The sequence below is a fragment of the Ahniella affigens genome (genome assembly GCF_003015185.1).
GTDB classification, from domain to species: domain Bacteria; phylum Pseudomonadota; class Gammaproteobacteria; order Xanthomonadales; family Ahniellaceae; genus Ahniella; species Ahniella affigens.
This window is the reverse complement of sequence record NZ_CP027860.1, coordinates 4,406,454-4,426,869: the sequence shown is the minus strand read 5'-3', so window position 1 is coordinate 4,426,869 and position 20,416 is coordinate 4,406,454. Positions and strand designations below refer to the sequence as shown.

Genomic DNA, 20,416 nt, shown 5'->3' with positions numbered 1-20,416 from the left:
ACCTAAGAAATTTCTTAGGTCCGCGGTTTGTGGCGGGCCGACCGGATTGCCCGCAGGCTGCCAGACGGACTTCACACCAGTTTGATCCTCGCATGAGTTCCGGCTTGTCTATGTTGACGCAGGTCAAACAGCAAAATTCTCGCGAGTTCATCAAGTTCCGCCTGGTGTTGCACCAGTAACGGCCAACTGTCCGCGACGGGGTTCGTGCGCGACAAGCGTCGGCTGATGCCGCGCAGGGCCTGTTGAATACCGGTCGGATGCCGGTAGCCGGGCAGCACTGCGTCCTGCCCGAGCCAGGCGACAAAGCGCTCAAAATGATCGGGCCAGACCAACTGGCCGGTCATCTCGGCAATTGCAGTGCCAAGGCTGGCCAAATAGTCGCGGCTCAGTGCGCCGAGCCGCAGATCGTCGTCGGCGGCGAGCTCCCGGGCGAGCCAGTGATCGCACCACAGGTCCAGAAGGATTGGCGCGAAACGTCGATGCGGGGCCTGGAACAGTTGGCGCACGCGCACGCTTTCCGGGTGCGAATCGGTCAGTCGATCCACTTCGCGATGCCAGGCCAAGCCGTCCCGAAGTCGCTCAGGCCAGTGCGGCGGAATCCCGCCACGCCAGAAATCGCCGAGCGCCACGCCGAGCCGATGCAACGGGTCGTCGTCAGCCAGCCAGAAGTGCGCCAGGTGATTCACGGAGTCGGTGTTGCCGCGGCAGCCGGGTTCGGGGCATAGGTCCCAGGCAGGAAGATTTCCCAGCGGCGGCCATTCGGGTCGCCCAGCCACTGCACGCCGATTGTCCGCCGATCGAGGTCGAATCCGAGTGTTTCCGGCGGCATCCGTGCTGCCGACAGTACCTCGCGAATGCGGGTTTCGCGCTCGGCTTCGTTGGCATCCTTCGACCAGCCGAGTGCGATGTCCAATATCCGGAGTTGCCAGTCCAGATTGACCTCGCCGGCAAATAGGCGCTCAGACAGCGTCGACGCCTGTGTAATCAAGGCGCAGCCATCCGGGTCCACCGCGCGCTCGAGGAGGTTGCACTGCAACGGCGAGTCCGGCAACGCAGCCGGCGGCCGCTCGCACAGCGTACGTTCGAAGTGCCGGGCCAGCCGGGCTGAGGCATGTTCGGGCTGAATGGCGCCGCGTTGCCACAGCAGGCGCGCGCGGGTTGCAAGGCTACCGGTGATGGCAGAGTTGTTGGCACTGCGGAGCCAGGCGTCCATCACACGCCACTCGCCACCGGCGATTTGGCACAGATTGAGTTCCGCCGGAGTTTGAATCTGGAACGCCAAGCGGCAGTCATCGGTCACCGGTGCGTCGTCAGACTGTTCTGAGCGCATCTCGGCAAACAGACTGATGGCGTGTCCAATCATGGTGTTGGCCATGCCACGCACGCTGGCATGCGGCGTCGCCTGCCGAAGCTTGCGCCAATGCTGCACGTGCCGGCACAAGGTCTGCTCGGCGGCGGCCGGATCGGTCACGGCAAAATCCCAGGCAATCTGATTGAGCATCGCGGCGCCGCCCGGCCATTGCCGTAGTCCCAGAGCCAGGTAGCCAGGACTGGGTGCCGCGACGGTATCAGCCTGCAACAGCGAGTCGGCGGCGTCCACTGCTTTGCGTTGCCGATTCAGTTCTGCCCGAAGCGGCAGGCGCAGCGTGCGCGCTTTCGCGATGCATTCCATTTCCGGAAAGGCACAGGCCACTTCGGTATCCAGTAATGGCAGTGCACGAAGTGCTCCGTCCGAGCCGGCATTGTCGGGTCCGTCCAACGTTTGGCCTTGCGCTGCGAGGCTCGTCGCCCGATCAGCGTCAGCCAAGAGGCGGGCGGCGCGGGTCGATTCGGGGACATCAAAGCCCGCAAACCAGAACGCCGGAAATGCGTTTCCTTGCTCTGGCGGCGGCGCCGTCCAGGCCTCTAGGCGGGTCGCCGACACTGGTTCTGAACGCGGTGCCCACTCAAATACACGAGCGGCAGCGAACAGCAACACCGCCACGGACACGGTGAGGCTGAAATAGCGGAACCAGCGGCGTCTTGAAGGCATGCGGGCAGCGACTTAATCCAACCGCCATTGTGCCGGAACCGGGCCCGGCACGCGCGCCCAATTAGCCATCCGTGCGTAGTGCCGAGATCGGGTCGAGAGCCGCAGCCCGACGTGCCGGGTAGACGCCAAAAGCAACGCCGACCGCGATACAGACCGCTACGGCGAGCAACGTCAGAATCGGCGACCAAGCCACCGTCCAGCCAGCCAGGAATGCGATCACGTAGGCCACCAGGATGCCAAACAGCAGCCCCGCGAGTGCTCCAGTGACCGAGATCACGAGCGACTCCGCGAGAAACTGATCAATCACGTCCTGACGGCGCGCACCAATAGCACGCTTCAGGCCGATCTCGCGCTTACGCTCCAGCACGTTGGCCAGCATGATGTTCATGATCCCGATACCGCCGACAATCAGCGAGATCGCCGCAATCGAGCTCATCACAATCGTGAAGATGCGCTGCGTCTGCTGTTGCTGCCGGTAAAGGCCTGCGGGAACAATCAGCGTGTAATCATCGGCCTCGGCGTGGCGGTCCGATATCAACTGCTGCAGCACTCTTGCGGCAGCCTCGGGTGCTTGGCCTTCGCCCAATTGCAGGCTGATCTGATCGATCTGATCGTCCATCGGCTGTAGCTTAAAGCGTTGCAGCGCCGATTCAATCGGTGTGAACAAGCGCTCGGCGTCGAGCCCCAATTTGACGCCCTCGAACTCATTTTTGCCGAGGTCGCGATGGGCAGTCACGCCGACCACTTGCAACCAGACGTGATTGGCCTTCAGTGCTTGCCCCACTGCCTGGCCGTTCGGAAACAGCTCGTCTGCCAACTTGGCGCCCAGGACGACGACTGGTGCCTGGTTCAGTTGATCCTCGTCAGTCAGCCATCGGCCATCGGCCAAGCTCAGACCCGCGTGTTCCAGATAGGTGGTTGAGACGCCGAGCAGTTCCGCATCGGCGCGGACTCGACTGCCAGCAGTCAGTTGATTCAGCAGCACCGTTTTGTAGACCGATACCGACTGCGCCCCCGGCACGACCAAGCTGGCCGCTTGCGCATCAGCCAACGTCAAGCCAAGGCTCCGATTGCGAAGATCTTTCAGGGTGTCTTGATCAATATCCTTGGCACGAACCAGGATGTTGTTCAAGCCAAGCTCCGCGACCATCTTCAGGGCTTCCCGCTTGCTTCCCTCGCCAACAGCGAGCATGGCGACAATGGCGCCAACGCCAAAAATCATGCCGAGCAAGGTTAGCAGCGTCCGCAGTTTCCGCCGTCCGAGTTCCTGTGCAGCTTCCTTCAGCAGTGCCATGTTCATGCGCGCTTGTCCTTCTTTTCGGCGGCAGGGGCGTCGGGCTCGGGCTTCGTTTCTAGGACATCAGTCAACAAAACGACAGCGCCAGCCGCAATTCCTGATTTGATTTCGCTTCGCGCCTGCGCGCGCCGGCCTACTTCCACGGGCACGGGTTGATCTGTTTGTCCTGCCAACCTCACAAAGAATTGCTCACCTTTCTGCTCCAAGGCCAAATTCGGGACCGAAAGTGCCTTTGCCTCGTCCACGAGCACGATCTCGGCGCGCACGGCTTGTCCGGCGGCGAGTCCGTGTTGTTTAACTACCGCTTCCGGGATCGCGGCATCCAGGTCGACGAACTTCACCGGTGAGCGCCGATCACGAGTGCTCGCATTGGCGCCAACGCGCGAGAGCTTCAGAGGAATCGTTTCGTTGATGCCTGCAAACCGCGCCTCAACTGCCATGCCGACCGCCATTCCAGAAGCCAGTGCTTGCGGCACGCTGAAGGTGACCAACATGGCAGACTCATTCGGGATCTCTGCAAAGTCCTCGCTCGCCCAAAGCGAGCTGCCGACTTGCGACTTGCTACCATCCCAGTTGGTCTGCAATTTGAAAACGCCATCGTTTGGTGCCGTCACGTCGAGCTCAGACAAAGACTGTTTCGCGCGATCGACCTGGGTGCGTACACTTTTTCCCTGCGCGTCGAGAAGTGCCTCGGCATTCTGGTTGCGCACCGAGGTCTGATCCTCACGCCAGCCCAAATAGCCGCGCTTGTCCTTCAAGAAATCGAGATCCTGGACCGCATCGAGGATCTGATTGCGGGCGAACGCTCCCACATCGGCATTCGCGTAGCGATTGGAGATCGTCAAATCGGTATCGACTTGCGCAAGTTCCGTTTGCAACCCCGCTTGGGCCACGTCCGCGCTCGCCTTGGTTTCCGCCTGTTTCAGTGCGGTACGGAGCAACTCCAGACTGGACTGGTCAAACTTGATCTGCGCATCCGGGGCATCAAAGCGCACCAGCACCTCACCCTGCTTGACACGCGAACCATCGGGAACCATCCAGATGATCCGTCGCTGTTCCCAATTGGTGCCGGGTACCTTCAGCACGGTGCGCTCGACGGCCTTGATTTCTCCGGTCGCCACCAAGGTCTCGCGCCAAGGACGTTCGATGATCGTTTCGGTGAGTGCAGCCTCTTCGCTGGCTCCGCATGCCGAGAGTAACGCGCAGCACAAGGTGGTCATCAGAATCGGGCGAATCATGCTTTGCGCTCCGCCAGGAATACCCGCACGCTGGCACCGGGTTTCAGTTTTTCATTTGGCTTATCGAGCGTCACCATCACGTCGAGCACGTTGATCGGCTCATTGTTGGATTTCGCACGGTAGGCCCGGCCGACTTCGCTAATCGTGCCAGAGAGCTGCACCGTACTGCCGCTCAATTCGATTCGAGCGGCCTGTCCAGCTTTGACTTGCAGCGATTTCGCCTCAGGCACTTGGGCACGCACCCGCAGGGTGCTGGTATCGGCAACCGTTGCCACAGATTGGCCCACAAATACTTGTGAGCCGGTAACAAACCGATCGCCATTCCAACCAGTCTGATGAATGACCATGCCGGCACGGGCGGCTGCGACGGTGAGGTTCTGCTGGCCTTCACTGAGCGCCGTGATTTCCGCCTGCAGCTGGCCCGCTTCGGCGCGAGTCAACGCCATTTCAGCTAGCCGCGCGCGGGCAAGCGCAGCGCGCTTTTGCGCCGCGATCTTGAACAGCGTCTTCGCCTCCTCGCGTTCAATCACAAATTTCGAATAGTCCACGCGGCGGATGAGCGATTCCGGTTGACTGGCTTTGCGGGCAGTCTTTTCAACTTTGGCCTCAGCTTCAGACACGGTCAAATCGGCCTGCTTTGCTGCTTCGGCGTGGTCGAGCGTCAGTTTTTCGATCATCTTCTGCTTTTCATTGAGCTGGGCGTTCTTCTCAGCGAGCGACGGCCCGAGTTCGGCTGTGTCGAACTTGGCAATCGGCATGCCCGGCTGCACCATGGTGCCTTCGGGGGTCAGCATCACAATATTGAAGTTCCAGGTATTCGGAATCATCGGCGGGGCAACGCTTTGGCTTTCGGCGGCTTCGATCTCACCTTGCAGAACAAGTGGCTCCCGGCTTGCCGATTGATCGACCGCGGCGGGGATCGTTTGCGTCGCGGGCGCGATCAGTGCGCTCATCCCGGGTTTCAAGGGCAAATCGATGCCGTCAGGTAGTGCCACAACCATCGTGTAGTAGCGACCGTCACCCCACGCTTTGCGCTGTTCGGGTGCCCCGGCAATGCGCACGATGCGACTCTGGAATTGTGCGTCAGGGAATGCATCAATGCGGAGTTGCACAGGCTTGTCGACGCTGAACCCGACACGATCAGACTCAAGCGCGTAGGCGCGAATGCCGAGGTTTCCGGGCGTCACAATCTCACCAACAATAAAGCCGGATTGCGCACTTTCACCCGTAACGAAACGACGGCCGTGCCAGGGATGGAATCCCGCAATGAACACGCCGTCCCGTTCAGCCTTGACCTCAACGCTCTGCAACTGCGCCTCGGCGACCACGCGCTGGACTTCGAGCTTCTGAATTTCCAAGCGGGCGTCTTCGCGCTTTCTGGCGACTGCTGCCTTGGCTTCATTCCAGGCCTTCTCCAACTGCACCAGATTGCGTTCGGTGCGCGCCAACTCGCCGGCGTAGCGATCGGCATCCAGCGCACTCAATTGCTCTCGCGGAATGGCCCCGTCGATTTTAGCCTTCCGATAGAGCGCATCACCTTGCACCCATGCCGTCTCGGCATCGATTGACTTGACTTCGAGATCGGCAATCTCTTTGTTCGTGCGCGCCCGCGCCTGCTCTATCTGCGTGCGCAGTTGTTCGGCCTGCTGCGCGGAGCTGCCAGCATCGATCCGCAGCACCACGTCGCCTTTTTTGACGGACTGGCCGTCGGCGGCCAGTGTCCGGAGCACCACGGGATTCGTGTTGGATTGTGGGCAGATCACCGGTTGCGCGTCTTCCGCAATGATCACGCCGGTGGCAAAGAACGGCCGCTCCGCGGCATTGAGGCTTGCCGCAGCCACCATGCCGGCAATCAATAGCGAATGCCAAGTATTCATGCGTGCTCCTCCCGTTCAATGAGTCCATCGCGTAAATAGACTCGGCGTTTAGCGCGTTCGGCGACGGTCGCGTCATGCGTCACGATCACGAGCGTCTGGCCGTCGCGATTCAATTCGTCGAGCAGCGCGAGCACATCGGTGGCACTTTTGGAATCGAGGTTGCCGGTCGGCTCGTCGGCAAGCAGCAGCGGCGGGTGCATCAGCAATGCGCGTGCAATCGCTACGCGCTGCATCTGGCCGCCCGACAATTCGCCAGGGCGGTGCTCAATCCGGTCGGCGAGGCCGACGCGCTCGAGCAGGCTCCGAGCCCGCGTCTCAGCATCCGGTACTGTCTTCCGGGCATAGCGAAGTGGCAGCAGCACGTTTTCCAGAACGGTGAGCCGCGGCAACAGGTGAAAGCTCTGGAACACAAATCCAATCCGTTCGTTCCGAAGCGTGGAGGCTTGATCGTCGGTATAGCGGCTGATGTCCTCACCTTCGAACCGGTAGTGGCCGCGGTCGGGATGATCGAGCGCACCGAGCACGTTCAGCAGGGTCGACTTGCCTGAGCCCGACGGCCCCAGAATGGCGACATGCTCGCCAGCGGCGATCTTGAGACTGACACCTGCCAGAGCACGTATCGTGTTGCCCCCTTGCAGGTAGGTTTTCTCGACTTCCTCAATATTGATCATCGTCTCTCAGTCTCATTGTTCTCTTGCTGCCCCGGACACCGTGCACGTAACCCGACTGCAGCAATACGCGATGTCGCGTGGCCGATGCGATCAACGCATGCAATCGGCAGGTTTCGCTTGCAACGTGTTCGAATTCAGCGCCCGCGTCGATTGGCGCATTTGGACGTCGCTCGGTACAGAAACGTGCTGATTGCGCCCGATCCCAAGTTGCCAAGCCAGTGCCGAACGACCCGGTGCCTGGGTTCCGCCTCGCCGATGGTCAATCTTCGGCACGGCAGCCCACGCAGAAGGCTTCGAGCGCTGGGTCGGCGAAAAGTTCCGCGTTCGGGCTGCCTTTGGATGGTGTGCCAAGTCTTGAGGCAAGCGCCGTCGGATTGTCGCCGATGGCCAACCGCCGTGGTATTCGCGCTCTGCGCGGATTAGTCGGCGCCCAAAAAAGCCGTCACCGCGGGCACAATCCGCTCGTGCGCATCTTCCAGTACATAGTGCCCGGCGTCTTCATAGACGCGGGTCAGTGCATTCGGGAAGTGGCGTTGAAAGGCGGCCAGGAAGGCATCGTCGAAGACGAAGTCATGGCGGCCCCAATGGATTTGCATTGGGGTGTTGGCAAACACGGTGAGTTTTTCGCCAGTTTCTTTGACCAACGCATAGCCTGGGTCTTCGGGGCGCAGCGGAATGTCCTGGACAAAACGTGCGGTGCTGATGCGATTGGCCCAGCTATTGTAAGGCGACAACAAGGCGGCCTTCTCGGCGGGGTCCATCTTGCGAAGCGTGCCATACCGCACAGCACCGCGCGCAAAGGCGTTGAAGCCACGAATGAGGAACGCGCCGAGCCACGAATCACGGCCCAGACGCAGCGTGAACGGCAGGCCGAGCTGTTTTGGATTCAGGAACGCGCCGGTGTTCAGCACCACCAACTTGCTGAAGCGGGCATGATGCTTGACCGCGTGCGCAAATCCAATCATGCCACCCCAATCGTGCACAATCAGGGTCCAGCCACGATCTGGCAGTCCTTCATTGGCGATCAAGTGATCGCACAGCGCGTCCAGGTCGGCCACACGTTGCTGAAGGCGATACGCGTAGTGGTGGTCGTCAGGTTTGTCCGACCAGCCCATACCGATGTGATCGGGCACGATGCAGCGATGCCGTTTGCTGAGTCCGGCGATCATTCGTCGGTAGTAGTAGCTCCATGATGGATTGCCATGCAGCATCAGCACCGGGCTGCCCTGGCCCTGATCAATGTAGTGCTGCTTCAGACCATTGGCATGGGTGAAATAGCGCGATTGAAAGTCGAATCCAGGGAGGCTCATGGCGGGTTCCAGAAACCTCCTAGTCTATCAGGCTTACGACTTGGGGCTGGCTAGCACCGGCGCAATCGTGGATGAACCATGAATTTTCCCCGGCTCCGGGCAAAAATCGTTCCAGAAAAGCCAATCCGTACCATAATGCGGCCATGGGATTGGATTCTGCGCACAAGGCTGGGTCAACGGGGCCAGAATCTTCTTGCACAACTGCCCGGCCTGGCGAATCCTGCCAATGCGGCGCCTTGCGCGCCCGACATAGACGCGATGGAGCACACCATGAAACGAACTTGTCTGATGCTGTCGATGATGACCCTGCTTTCGGCTCACGCTGGTGCCGAAACAATGGATGGTCGAGCCGAGCACGTGCAGCCGAAGCCCCAAGCACAGGCGCTGGCGCCCTTGCCTGGGCTGCAGGCTGCTGGCAGTGATCGCGATGTGCCGAGCAAGGACAATGTCATCGCCGATGATCTAGTCGTTCAGGGTTCCGGTTGCTTTGGCTTTGATTGTGTCAACAACGAGGACTTTGGCTTCGACACCATCCGCCTGAAGGAAAACAACCTGCGGATCAAGTTCGACGATACGTCCACCGGCAACTTTCCCGCCAACGACTGGCAGTTGACTGCCAACGATACAACCTCAGACGCCGCCAACCGGTTTTCGATTGACGATATCACCGGTGCCAAAACGCCCTTCACCGTGATGGCGGGTGCGCCCACCAATTCGTTGTTCATCGATCCCAACGGCCGCATCGGCTTGCGCACGGGAACGCCGGCACTGGATCTACAGATAACGACTGGGAACACGCCAGGCATGCGTCTCGAACAGACCAATGCCAGCGGTTTCACGGCACAAACCTGGGATGTTGCCGGTAACGAAGCCAACTTCTTCGTCCGCGATGTCACCGCAGGATCACGATTGCCGTTCCGCATCCGGCCTGGTGCGGCCAACTCCGCCGTTGACATCTCCGCGGCTGGCGTGGCCATCACCGGGGCCGGCGCGACGGCCAATCTGGATGTTCGTGAGACCGTCCTGGTGGGCACGCCGGATGCTTCCTTGCGCGTGAGCAATACCGCCTACCCATCGACCGAACAGGTTCGCTTCGAGGTCGACAGCGACGGCAATGTGACGGCACGCGGCGCGATCACGCAGTTGTCCAGCCGAACCAGCAAAGAGGGCTTTGTGGATGTCGATGGTCGTTCGGTGCTGGAGCGTCTGGCCGGCTTGCCGATCCGCGAATGGAACTACATTGGCCGTCCCGAGACCGACCGTCATGTTGGCCCCGTTGCTGAGGAATTTCATCAGGCGTTTGGGCTCGGCCAAGACGAACGTACGATTTCGCTTTCAGACATGGCCGGTGTCGCGTTGGCCGCTGTCAAAGAACTCAATACCGAGTTGCAGCGTCGCGATCAGCAGATCGCCGAGCAAGAGCGTCGACTGCGAGCGCTGGAAGCCAAGCTTGCCGAATTGACGCAGGACTGAGACATGAACCGGCTTCTATCGCGGTTACTCTGTGGGCTCGTGCTCGCAGGCATCGGGAGTTGGTCGCTTGCTGATGTGTTCACCTATGGGCCGACGGACGATGGCACCGGTCAACGAGTCAGCAACATCAACGTTGGCGCGCTTGGGGTAGAAGGGCCAGCCGTGACCATTGCTGGCAATGCGGTGGCCGTTGATGTAGCCAGCAACCGGCTGTACTTTGCGGTACCACAAGCCGGGGGCACTCAGATCCGGTTGCTGAACTACGGCACGACTGGCAATCACAGCGCGTTCTTGTCGGTGCCTGGGCATCGGATCACGCACCTGGAGCTTGATTCCAGTGGCGCCGCCCGGCTGCTTGCCGTCAGCATCCGAGAGTCCGACCAGCAACCTGTGCTCACGCCGATCAGCCTGTCGTCGCCTGCGTTCGGCACGAGCCTCCCGTTGTCGGGTCCGTTTGTGATGGGCGTGTCGGCATTTCGACCAAGCGATGACCGCTTCTTTCTGCTGAAGCAGGTGGGCACCGTGCAGAGCCTGGAGAGCATCGATGCCAACACGGGCGTGCAGACCTCGCTTGCCGTTCCTGCCGGGAATCGTATTGGCGAGTTGGTCCAGCATCCGCAATCCAATTCGCTCTACGCGCTGGTCGATCAAGATTCAGACCTGAGCACACACGTCGCCTTGCTGGTCACCGGCGCGTCGCTAACCTTGGGGCCCCTCGGGCCCACGGATACCGGTTGCTGCTTTGTGCTGGCCGGCCCGGCCATGATCGATGCGGGCGCGAATCGCCTGTATGCCCTGGCGCGTGACCGCACCGGCACGACGCCCACACTGCCGGTGGTGGTGAGCTTCGATCTAACAACGGGTGCCCGTGACCTGGAAGCGCTCAAGCGGGCAAATGCACTGTTTGGCGATTCCGGCGTGAACCTGCCGGAACTGTTCTCCGACGGCTTCGAATGAAGACCAGCCTCGGCACCCGAGCGTTGTGCTGGATGGGCCTCGGTCTGTTCTGTAGCACTGCAGGTGCCACGCAGTTCGTCGAGTTGGCTGCCAGCCGTGGTGCCGCCGTGACGTATGGCTTCACCGACGGCTTTTGGCGCGGTGAGCAGATGATGACGGGTGGGGCCGCTGCAGGCGACATTGATGGCGATGGCGACGTCGATCTGATCGTCACGCGCGGCGGGCAGTATCGACCGGGCTCCAACACGGATTTTCTGCCGCCGGTGGTACTGCAGAACAACGGGCAAGCGCAATTCATGCCAGTTGATGCGGGAATATCTGCCGACCATTTGCCTGGCGGCGCGATTCATAACGGCGCGTATTTGTTCGACCTGGATGGCGACAACGACCTCGACTTGTTGCTTGGTGCCCTGGGTGCGCCACCCGAAGTCTGGAACAACAACGGCGTGGGCGGGTTCACGCGGCAAGTTCCGAATCCGTTTGCCAGTGTGCAGCGCGACACGTGGGGCATCAGTGCTGGGCTTCTGGATGCCGACCAACGGCTCGATTTGGTGCAGTCACATTGGACGATGGACCTGACCGGTCTCGGCAGCAATTCGCCTGGGCACATCTGGCTGCAGCCATCTGCGGGGCAGTTCGTGGACGTGACCGCGAGCGCTTGCTGTGTGGCGCTTCAACACGGTGCCGATCACACCTTCACCGCCACGTTGGCTGATGTCGACGCGGTGCCAGGAATGGATCTATTGTGGGCTGCAGATTTCGGCACGTCGCGCATGCTTCAAGGCAATGGCAGCGCCCAGTTCACATCGGTCGCGCCAGTTGGTTTGCCGTCGGATGAAAATGGCATGGGCAGTGCGCTCGCCGACCTCGACAACGATGGTGATCTCGACTGGTTTGTCACCAGCGTGTTCGATCCAACACCCACGAGTCCTGAAGACCCCGATGGCAATTGGGGCCACAGTGGCAACCGCCTGTACCGCAACGATGGCGCGACTTGGACCGAAGTGTCGCAGACTGCCGGCGTGCGCGATGGTGGCTGGGGCTGGGGCGCGTGTGCGGCAGATATCGATCTCGATGGCGACCTGGATCTCTTGAATACCAACGGGTTCTTCGGCGCGATGGCTGCCGAATTTCATCAGGACACCATCCGGTTGTTTCGCAATCAAGGCGACGGCACGTTTGTCGAATCCGCGGCCGCAGACGGTATGGCCGACGCGGGTCAAGGGCGCAGCTTGTTGTGTACCGACTTTGATGCTGATGGCGATATCGATGTGTTCGTGCAGAACTCGGGCGAGAACCTATTTGGCTCGGCAGGAACCAGCCGACTGTTTCTGAATCAAGGGCCGTTTGCGGGTCAAGGCCAGACGATCCGCCTCAAGCAGTCCGGTAGCAACCCGGATGCGATTGGCGCGCGGATTGTTCGAGACGCCGCCGATGGCAGCACGCAGCTGCGCGTGATTGCAGCTGGCGGCACGTTCCTCGGCAGTAATCCCGCCGAAGCGCATTTCGGCTGGACGGCGGCGCAAGTGCAACGTCGGCTCAAAGTGGTTTGGCCCGACGGCGCGGCGGAAGTGTTCGCCGCTTCGGGGGCACGCCTGCGCGTGTTGACCCGAGGCAGTGGGAGTGATTTGTTTGTGGATGAATTCGAGTGAGTGCCGCGTCGGCGCGTGCTGTCAGTGTTGTGGTTGCAGCGACGTTGGGCTGATTCGCGCATCAAAATAAATGGCCCGGACCGGAGGTCCTGCCTCCTGCGTCATGCCAGCAAAAGCTGGCATCCCTCTTCACTTTCGCACACAGATCGCCCCGGAACTTGGATTCCAGCTTTCCAGGCTGTGTGAAAACGACTTTGGCGGCTGCATTCCTGGCGTCTGACGCCATCGCAAGGGGCCTTGCTATGTTGGCGTCGTCCCGACGACAGTCGAGACCCAGAATACTTGCGGCACCGCGGCCAGATTGCCCTGGGTCCCGACTGTCGTCGGGATGACGGCAATGAGGTGGCGCCGCAAACTCCAACGGCTTTCACGCTGTCTGGTTCGCTGGAATCACAGCAACACCTCGATTGACGTTTGATGAGCGCAGTTGCTAACGCGAACTACCAGCGGTCATCCCGCGTCCACACCGCGCCTTGTTCCACTTTGACCGGAAAGCACGCAGTTGGCGAGTAGGCCGGTGCGCACAAGGCCTCACCCGTGCGCAGATCAAACTGCGCGCCGTGGCGTGGGCAAGTCAATACAAAGCCATTGCGATCGCCTGACGCGAGCTCGCCGCCATCATGGGTACACACATCCTCGATCGCGTAATACTGGCCGCCGACGTTGTAGACGGCGATCAGGACGCCATCGACGTCGACGACGCGATATTCATCGGGCAGCAGTTCGCCCGCAGCGCAGACGCGAGTCCAAGAATCGCCCATGTTCAAACTCCCGCGAACGCGTCGCGAGTCAGGTTCTCGGGCCCGTTGCTGGTTGCGCGCACGTTGTCCTCGATGCGAACACCGCCGAACTTCTTCATGCGCTCGATCTTGTCCCAATTCAGCGCCTTCCCGTGCTCGGTCGCCGCCAGTTTCTTCAGCAGAGTATCGATGAAGTAGAGGCCCGGCTCGATCGTCACGACGAAGTTCTCGCCAAGCGTGCGTGTCATGCGCAGATACGGGTGACCGTCGGGGCGAGCAATGAAGCCGCCGGTTTCGGACTCCTGGAAGCCCGCCACATCATGGACTTGGAGGCCCAGTGGGTGCCCGACGCCGTGTGGGAAAAAGGTACTGGTGATGCGCTGCTCGAGCATGGCCTCAACGCTCATGTTCACGTAACCGTGATCAGCAAGAATCTGTGCGACATGGCGGTGCGTATCGAGGTGGATGCCTGGGTATGACGCGCCGGTGCGCACCTGATCGCAGAGTGCCAACTGGGCCTGATCGACCGCCGCGATGAGCTCGCCAAACTCGGCATCGGCAAAGCTGTAGGTGCGCGTGATATCGGCGGCGTAGCCGTTCACTTCGGCACCCGCATCGATCAAAAAGGCGTGGTGCTCAGTCGGGACGCGCGCGTCCTGGTACTGGTAGTGCAGCGTGGCGCCGTGTTCGTTCAGCGCGACGATATTGGTGTACGGCAGATCAAACTCGTTGTGACCCGAGGCGGCCAAGTAGGCGCGATGAATATCGAGCTCGGAGCCGCGCTGGCGGAACGCGTGTTCGGCAGCGCGGTGGGCGTTGGTGGCGCGCTTCGACGCAAGACGCATGTTGGCCAGTTCATAGTCGGTCTTGGCCGAACGCGCCCAGTGCAGCGCATTGATCACGACTTCCGGGTTGTTGGGCGTCAGGCCAGGCAGCGCCGCATTGGCCTCGCCGATAATGGCGAGACGGCCGGATGTCGGAAGATGTTTGACTGCATCTGCCGGGTCGCTGATCAGACGGATATCAAAGTGGTTCACCCAAAACCCGCTCGGCGGCGACGGCGGGATATGCCAGTAATCATCCGGCTGGCAATACACCAACACCGGCTTGGCACCGGGCGTGAAATGAATCCAGCAATCGGTGTGTTGCGTCAGCGGCAGCCAGTACTTGAACTGCGCATTGACCGCGAACGGGTAGGGCCGATCATCTAAAAACCGGTAGGTGAGAATCCCGGATGGGATCAGCAAGTGATCATACCCGCCAAGTTCGAGCGCGCGCGTCGCGGCGGCCATCACCGATTGCAAATGTGCGGGGTAGAGCGCGGCGAGTTGCTGACTCATAAGGGCGATCTCCGGGAAAACCGCGATTGTGCCAGGGTGGTGATAGCGATGACATGGGTCGGATGGCCTGTTGTCAGTCGATCGGCGCGCCATTTGCGGGGAGAGGCATCTTTGTGGGAGAGGCAACATTGTGGGAGCGCCTTCAGGCGCGAAACAAGCTTGCGGCAAGTCTATTTCGGGCTCAAAGGACCTCCCGTCAAACACGTAATAACCCATTGGTTGTGCGAACCAATCAGTTGCGGTTGGTGACGATTCTGACCGCCAGTAACCCCCGCCCCGGGCCCTCCCCCGCGATCGCGGGGGAGGCAGCGCTCCCTCTCCCACGCGAGTGGGAGAAGGCCGGGGAGAGGGCTACTTGCCACACTGTGCCGTCGTGGAAATCGCCTACCGTCACTGACCGTTTGATGCGCGAATAAGCGCACCAGAGGGGCGGCTGGACTCCCACGCGAGTGGGAGCGGGCTGGGGAGAGGGCTACTTGCCACACTGTGCCGTCGTGAAAATCGCGCATCGTCACTGACCGTTTGATGCGCGAATAAGCGCATCTTCGGTGCGACTGGCCCTCCCGCAAAAACCAATGGTCCCGGCCGCCTCGCAAGTTTGCCCTGGACGCCGACCTTCGCCGGCATGGCGACAATAGCTCCTGCTCGCCTGATGTCCGCAACGCCTATTGGCGTCACCCCGGACTTGATCCGGGGTGAGGTTCAACCTTGCGACAAGCCATCAGCAGCGGCAGAAGACCGAGCCGCGATCAATCCTCGCCCTTGTCCAACACCACGACCACGCCAAACGCGCCGATCGACACCGTCCGCTCATTGACCGTTGTGTAGGACATCACGCCCAGCGTGTGATAGTTCGATGCAAACGCCGTCAGTGGACCCACGAGCAACACCTTCGACAGCGTCGACCGTTCCGACAACTGCGACTTGATTTGATCCCGATGCCGCTCCGGACTTGGGTTGGTCACCACGGCGATTCCGGCGACGATCGCCAGGCCAATAACCAGCTTCACGATTTTGCTCACGGGCTTCTCCTGCGATTCTGCGACCTTGACCCTAACAGAAGCCCACCGGCAACACGGTGAAAACCGTGCGCAGCGACATCCAGCTTCCCGGCAAATTGCGCCGGCTTGGTGCAAGCAGGCGTAAAGAATGTCCGGGAATATCAATAACGTATTGTTTGTAATGAATAAAAATACTTGGCACGGCGATTGCAGCAGTCCCCAGGCGCTTATCCCCTCATTCACCAAAGGAGTGCATCATGTCCGTTGAGAACGTCTTGAAGATGATCAAGGATCACGAGGTCGAGTTCGTCGACCTGCGTTTTGCCGACATGCGCGGCTTGCAGCATCACGTGACCTTCCCGGCCAAACTGGTCGATGCCTCGTTCTTTGAAGACGGCAAGATGTTCGACGGTTCGTCGATCTCGGGATGGAAAGGCATCAACGAATCCGACATGGTGCTGATGCCCGACCCGGGCAGTGCCGTGCTCGATCCGTTCACCGAGCACGCCACGTTGAATCTCGTCTGCGACGTGCTCGAACCGTCGACGATGCAAGCCTACTCGCGCTGCCCGCGCTCGGCCGCCAAGCGCGCCGAAGCGTTCATCAAGGCCAGCGGCATTGCCGACAGCGCCTTCTTTGGGCCGGAGCCGGAATTCTTCATTTTCGACAGCGTGCGCTGGCAGAACAGCATGAACGCAGCGAGCTTCGAGATTGAATCCGAAGAAGCCGCATGGAGCTCGAACAAGACGTTCGAAGCCGGCAACTCCGGCCACCGTCCGGGCGTCAAGGGCGGCTATTTCCCGGTTGCTCCGGTCGACTCGTTTGGCGATCTGCGCGGCGAAATGTGCAAAGTGCTCGAAGCCTGCGGCCTTGATGTCGAAGTGCATCATCACGAAGTCGCCACCGCGGGTCAGTGCGAAATCGGCACCAAGTTCAACACGCTCGTGAAGAAGGCCGATGAGCTCCTGACCATGAAGTACGTGATCAAGAACGTCGCGCACCGCAATGGCAAGACGGTCACCTTCATGCCAAAGCCAATCGTTGGCGACAACGGCTCAGGCATGCACGTGCACCAATCGCTGGCCAAGGCTGGCAGCAACCTGTTCTCGGGCGATGGCTACGGCGGCCTGAGCCAGATGGCGCTGTGGTACATCGGCGGCATCTTCAAGCATGCCCGTGCAATCAACGCGTTCACGAACTCCACGACAAACAGCTACAAGCGCCTCGTCCCGGGCTTCGAAGCGCCGGTGATGCTCGCCTATTCGGCGCGCAACCGTTCGGCATCATGCCGCATTCCGTGGGTGTCGAGCCCGAAGGCACGTCGCATTGAAATCCGATTCCCGGATCCGATGAACTCGGGCTACCTGGCTTTCACAGCACTGCTGATGGCCGGCCTCGACGGCATCCGCAACAAGATCGACCCGGGTGCGCCGATGGACAAAGACCTGTACGACTTGCCGCCAGAAGAAGCGAAGAACATCCCGCAAGTGTGCCATTCGCTCGATCAGGCCCTCGAAGCGCTGGACAAAGACCGCGAGTTCCTGAAGGCCGGTGGTGTGATGACCGACGACATGATCGATGGCTACATCGAACTGAAGATGCAGGAAGTGACCAAGTTCCGCGCGGCCACGCATCCGCTGGAATTCCAGATGTACTACTCGATTTGATTCGAACAAACACAGGCGCGGTCGATCCACCGCGCCTGGCCTTTGGTTCTCCCTTCAACCCCGCTTCGGCGGGGTTTTTTCTGCCTGCGATCTGGTCGATTGCGCGGTGTTTCTTGTAGGAGCTGCTTCAGCCGCGAACCAATCTCGCCGCAAGAATGTTCGGGCCTGAAGGCCCTCCTACAGAAAGCGACAGGTCTTGCCGCGAGCTTGGTTCGGGCCTGAAGGCCCTCCTACAAGCAGTAGGTGGTCCCACTACAAGCTTGGTTCGGGCCTGAAGGCCCTCCCACAAAAGGCTTCAGGCCATACCGAGGGCGACTTGGATCGCGGTTTTTGTGGGAGCGGCTTCAGCCGCGAATCAATCTGGCCACAAATCCTGAAAACGGAAATCGAATGCAAATTCCCGCTTACCGAAACAAATGTCAAAAAAGTTGATCCCGATGCACGCACGATTCCGTACTCGATGATCAAAGGCGCTCACACACGGATCGCCGTAGCCATTCAATACGGAAGCAATCACGATGGATCACTTGGTTAACGACATCCTTTCCAAACCTCGCAAACGCCCTGCTGCGCCGCGCACAAACGACAAGCCGCATCCCATGCGCCACTGACGCACCTAGCCGCGTGCCGCCGGCGAAGGCAGCTGGCAGGCAACCCCCAAACATGACGAAGCACTGGCCAACACCAGAGGCAACGACGGCTGCTGCCTGTTGATTCGAGGTAGCACCCATCAGCCATGCATCGCAGGTGCGCTCGCATGCTGTCCATGAAAGGCAACCAAACCACGGAGCACCTGCCACTCCGGCTTCGATTCGCTCACGGCTGCCGACGATCGAACCGTCCCAAGCAAGCGACATTGAGGCATCTGGCGGTATCAAGAACCTTCGATCGCAGACGCGACACGAAGGCATGTTCAAAGCGAGCAATCGCGTTCACATCGAAAAGAGTACTTACCAATGAACCAAACGACCCCAATGACACACCACCAGCAAATCGCGCGCCGCGTGTTAATGCTACCCGCCACGCTGACTATTGCCTTGGCACTCAGCGCGTGCGCACCAGATCAAGCAGGCAGTGACCAAGTCAAAGACATCAACGTCAATGTGGCAGCCGCAGCCGATGAGAAGTACCGCACACTGGCGCCGAATGCCGGTGGCCTGAAACCTGCGACCCGCGCCGAGATCGATCAGGAAGTCGCGGACTACATGGCTGAGAACAACATGATGGGCTGTGCGATCGGCATCACGCGCGACCATCAGATCGCGTATCTGCAGGGCTATGGCAAGGCCGACAAGGCGACGAACCGCGCGTTCACGGTTGCCACGCCATCGGCGATCGGCTCAATCTCCAAGACATTGACGGCGCTGGGTGTCATGGCCTTGGCCGAGGACGGCGAGTTGTTCTTGGATCAACCGATCCTGCAACAGATGGATCTACTGCCCTCGCAAATGCCCGTTGGTTGGGGCAATCCCACCGTCCGCCAAGTGTTGGCGAACGTCGGTGGCTTCGAGAACGTCATGCATTGGCATGTGCCGACGTTCTCAGACGAAGCGGGTATCAACGCCTTTTACCAGATCATCGATTCTCCTGGTCTGCAGCCGCGCCTCGTCTATGAAAGCTATCGTCACGAAGCTGCAAACTGGTCCATTGCCAAACTCAACAAGCCAAACTATTCGAATGTCGGCTTCACGTTGCTCGGCGCGCTGATCGATCAACGAACCAAGAAGCCTCACTTTCCGGCGTCGATGCGCGGATACGAACGGTACGTTTGGCATCGCGTCGGGCGCGGTCATATTGCGTCCGCCAATCCAACCCTGATCACCGCGGCGCTCGGTACCCATTTCCGGAATCAGGACATCAAGAATCTCGCCCATGGCTATCATCCAGACGGCAGCTTGTTGGACTTGAACGGCTGGGGCTGGGAAGGCCCTTCTGGCGGATGGGTGATGACTATTGGTGACCTCAGCCGCTTGATACTGATCCTGCAGTCCGATGCCGTGATTCCGAAAACCAAGATCGACACCGAGATGCGTCAGAACTTCGGGGCCTACCCGACCGGCATCAATGCTAAAGCCGGCCTCGGCTTGGAACTCGCGCTCGACGGCAAATGGTTTGGCAAAGGCGGTGGCATTCGCGGTTACGTTGCCGATGTGCAAATCTGGCCTCGTGCGAACACGGCAGCCACCTACACCTGGGGCATTGCCCACATGTGCAACCAGGGCACCTCCGAGCGCGGGCTGTCCAAGCGCTTGCGTGATCTGCTCATCTCGCTTGAAGACGGCACTGGCTTCGGTAACACGCCTGTGGAACCAGGTGCTTTGGAGACCACGAACGATCTGGCCACCACCTACGAGCCGCTGATTCGCCGCATGGCCGCGCAGTACTTGGCGAACGCAGCATCGCCGGAACAAGCCTGGTTGCTCGCCAAGCGAGACCTGTCCCGCGACCCGACTGGCGCACTGATTGCCCGCCATTTGGAAGCTGGTGACGTCGATGCCGCGCTCGCATTGCTGCCGCGTTGGCAGGGTGCGAAGACGTCCGCCGCGGCAGTCGAAGCACAGCGCTTGCTCAACGAAGCGGAAGCACGACGCCGCGAACAAGCCACGATCAGCACCGTGCACTAAGACTTGTACGACCGCGTTCTCAAAACCATAGGAAGTAAAGCGACCAAGACGACGAAACGAATCCAAGGAACGGATCGAGGGCTGTTCAAGTCGGCGACTCGGAGTGCGCCCGACCTGATCACACCAACACAACCGCCCATTTCCAAACCCCGCTTCGGCGGGGTTTTCTTTTTGAGGACTCGCCTCGGTTACGCGGGAGGCCGAAGCGCTCGCACTCGTTGTTGTCATGATCCTGGAAGCCGCGCAGCGGATTCCAGGATCCAGGGCAATCTGGCGACATGCCAGCAAGACTCAAGCCCCCCAAACAGGCTGTGTGAAAAAGGCGTTGGCAGCAGCGTTCATGGCGTCTGACGTCATAGCAAGGGACCTTACTCTGTTGGCGTCATCCCGACGAAAGTCGGGACCCAAAATAGTTGCGACACCGCAGCCAGATTTCCCTGGGTCCCGACTTTCGTCGGGATGACGGCGATGAGGTGGCGTCGCAAACTCCTACCGTTTTCGCACAGCCTGCAAAGCGCGCTTACCAAGAGGCATCGG

15 protein-coding genes are annotated in these 20,416 nt (G+C 60.4%); 5 read left to right on the top strand and 10 right to left on the bottom strand.

The features are described 5' to 3' along the window. Positions 1 to 71: 71 nt before the first annotated feature. The 7 genes from C7S18_RS17110 to C7S18_RS17085 all read right to left on the bottom strand — a co-directional run bounded on the left by C7S18_RS17110 (position 72) and on the right by C7S18_RS17085 (position 8,425). Positions 72 to 686, bottom strand: a complete 615-nt coding sequence (locus C7S18_RS17110) for an acyl carrier protein phosphodiesterase (protein WP_170113321.1) — start codon at positions 684 to 686, stop codon at positions 72 to 74. Then, positions 683 to 2,032, bottom strand: a complete 1,350-nt coding sequence (locus tag C7S18_RS24550; protein WP_170113320.1) for a hypothetical protein — start codon at positions 2,030 to 2,032, stop codon at positions 683 to 685. Before C7S18_RS24550 ends, C7S18_RS17110 begins: the two co-directional genes overlap by 4 nt. A gap of 61 nt (positions 2,033 to 2,093) precedes the next feature. Then, positions 2,094 to 3,332 carry an ABC transporter permease gene (locus tag C7S18_RS17105; RefSeq protein ID WP_106892712.1) on the bottom strand — a complete coding sequence of 413 codons (1,239 nt, stop codon included), beginning with the start codon at positions 3,330 to 3,332 and terminating at the stop codon, positions 2,094 to 2,096. Then, a complete protein-coding gene (locus C7S18_RS17100; protein WP_106892711.1) occupies positions 3,329 to 4,567 on the bottom strand; it encodes an efflux RND transporter periplasmic adaptor subunit in 1,239 nt (412 codons plus the stop codon). The genes C7S18_RS17105 and C7S18_RS17100 overlap by 4 nt, the downstream gene beginning before the upstream one ends. Further along, on the bottom strand, positions 4,564 to 6,444 hold the full coding sequence (locus C7S18_RS17095) for an HlyD family secretion protein (RefSeq protein ID WP_106892710.1): 1,881 nt from the start codon (positions 6,442 to 6,444) through the stop codon (positions 4,564 to 4,566). Before C7S18_RS17095 ends, C7S18_RS17100 begins: the two co-directional genes overlap by 4 nt. Then, positions 6,441 to 7,115, bottom strand: a complete 675-nt coding sequence (locus tag C7S18_RS17090; protein ID WP_106892709.1) for an ABC transporter ATP-binding protein — start codon at positions 7,113 to 7,115, stop codon at positions 6,441 to 6,443. The genes C7S18_RS17095 and C7S18_RS17090 overlap by 4 nt, the downstream gene beginning before the upstream one ends. 419 nt (positions 7,116 to 7,534) lie before the next feature. Continuing rightward, positions 7,535 to 8,425: an alpha/beta fold hydrolase gene (locus C7S18_RS17085; protein WP_106892708.1), complete on the bottom strand. Its 891-nt coding sequence runs from the start codon at positions 8,423 to 8,425 to the stop codon at positions 7,535 to 7,537. 270 nt (positions 8,426 to 8,695) lie between these two features. Between C7S18_RS17085 and C7S18_RS17080 the strand changes: the two genes are divergently transcribed. Genes C7S18_RS17080 through C7S18_RS17070 form a run of 3 tightly spaced genes read left to right on the top strand, consistent with a single transcriptional unit; the run spans position 8,696 to position 12,507 of the window. After that, positions 8,696 to 9,898: a tail fiber domain-containing protein gene (locus tag C7S18_RS17080; RefSeq protein ID WP_146151973.1), complete on the top strand. Its 1,203-nt coding sequence runs from the start codon at positions 8,696 to 8,698 to the stop codon at positions 9,896 to 9,898. Positions 9,899 to 9,901: 3 nt separating this feature from the next. After that, positions 9,902 to 10,855, top strand: coding sequence for a hypothetical protein (locus C7S18_RS17075; RefSeq protein WP_106892706.1), 954 nt, complete (start codon positions 9,902 to 9,904; stop codon positions 10,853 to 10,855). Further along, positions 10,852 to 12,507 carry a CRTAC1 family protein gene (locus C7S18_RS17070; RefSeq protein ID WP_106892705.1) on the top strand — a complete coding sequence of 552 codons (1,656 nt, stop codon included), beginning with the start codon at positions 10,852 to 10,854 and terminating at the stop codon, positions 12,505 to 12,507. The genes C7S18_RS17075 and C7S18_RS17070 overlap by 4 nt, the downstream gene beginning before the upstream one ends. A 440-nt stretch (positions 12,508 to 12,947) precedes the next feature. Here the strand turns inward: C7S18_RS17070 and C7S18_RS17065 are convergent, their stop codons facing one another. The 3 genes from C7S18_RS17065 to C7S18_RS17055 form a co-directional block, all read right to left on the bottom strand. Next, the gene (locus C7S18_RS17065; protein WP_106892704.1) at positions 12,948 to 13,268 is read right to left on the bottom strand and encodes a non-heme iron oxygenase ferredoxin subunit; all 321 of its coding nucleotides are present in this window, start codon (positions 13,266 to 13,268) and stop codon (positions 12,948 to 12,950) included. 2 nt (positions 13,269 to 13,270) lie between these two features. Then, complete coding sequence (gene pepQ, locus C7S18_RS17060; protein ID WP_106892703.1) at positions 13,271 to 14,587, bottom strand: Xaa-Pro dipeptidase; 1,317 nt, start codon at positions 14,585 to 14,587, stop codon at positions 13,271 to 13,273. A gap of 749 nt (positions 14,588 to 15,336) precedes the next feature. Further along, positions 15,337 to 15,609, bottom strand: a complete 273-nt coding sequence (locus tag C7S18_RS17055; RefSeq protein WP_106892702.1) for a hypothetical protein — start codon at positions 15,607 to 15,609, stop codon at positions 15,337 to 15,339. Between the two features lie 236 nt (positions 15,610 to 15,845). Here C7S18_RS17055 and glnA point away from each other — a divergent pair, with 236 nt between their 5' ends. Continuing rightward, positions 15,846 to 17,255 carry a type I glutamate--ammonia ligase gene (glnA, locus tag C7S18_RS17050; RefSeq protein ID WP_106892701.1) on the top strand — a complete coding sequence of 470 codons (1,410 nt, stop codon included), beginning with the start codon at positions 15,846 to 15,848 and terminating at the stop codon, positions 17,253 to 17,255. 956 nt (positions 17,256 to 18,211) lie between these two features. Then, positions 18,212 to 19,879, top strand: a complete 1,668-nt coding sequence (locus tag C7S18_RS17035; protein ID WP_106892698.1) for a serine hydrolase domain-containing protein — start codon at positions 18,212 to 18,214, stop codon at positions 19,877 to 19,879. Positions 19,880 to 20,416: the final 537 nt, after the last annotated feature.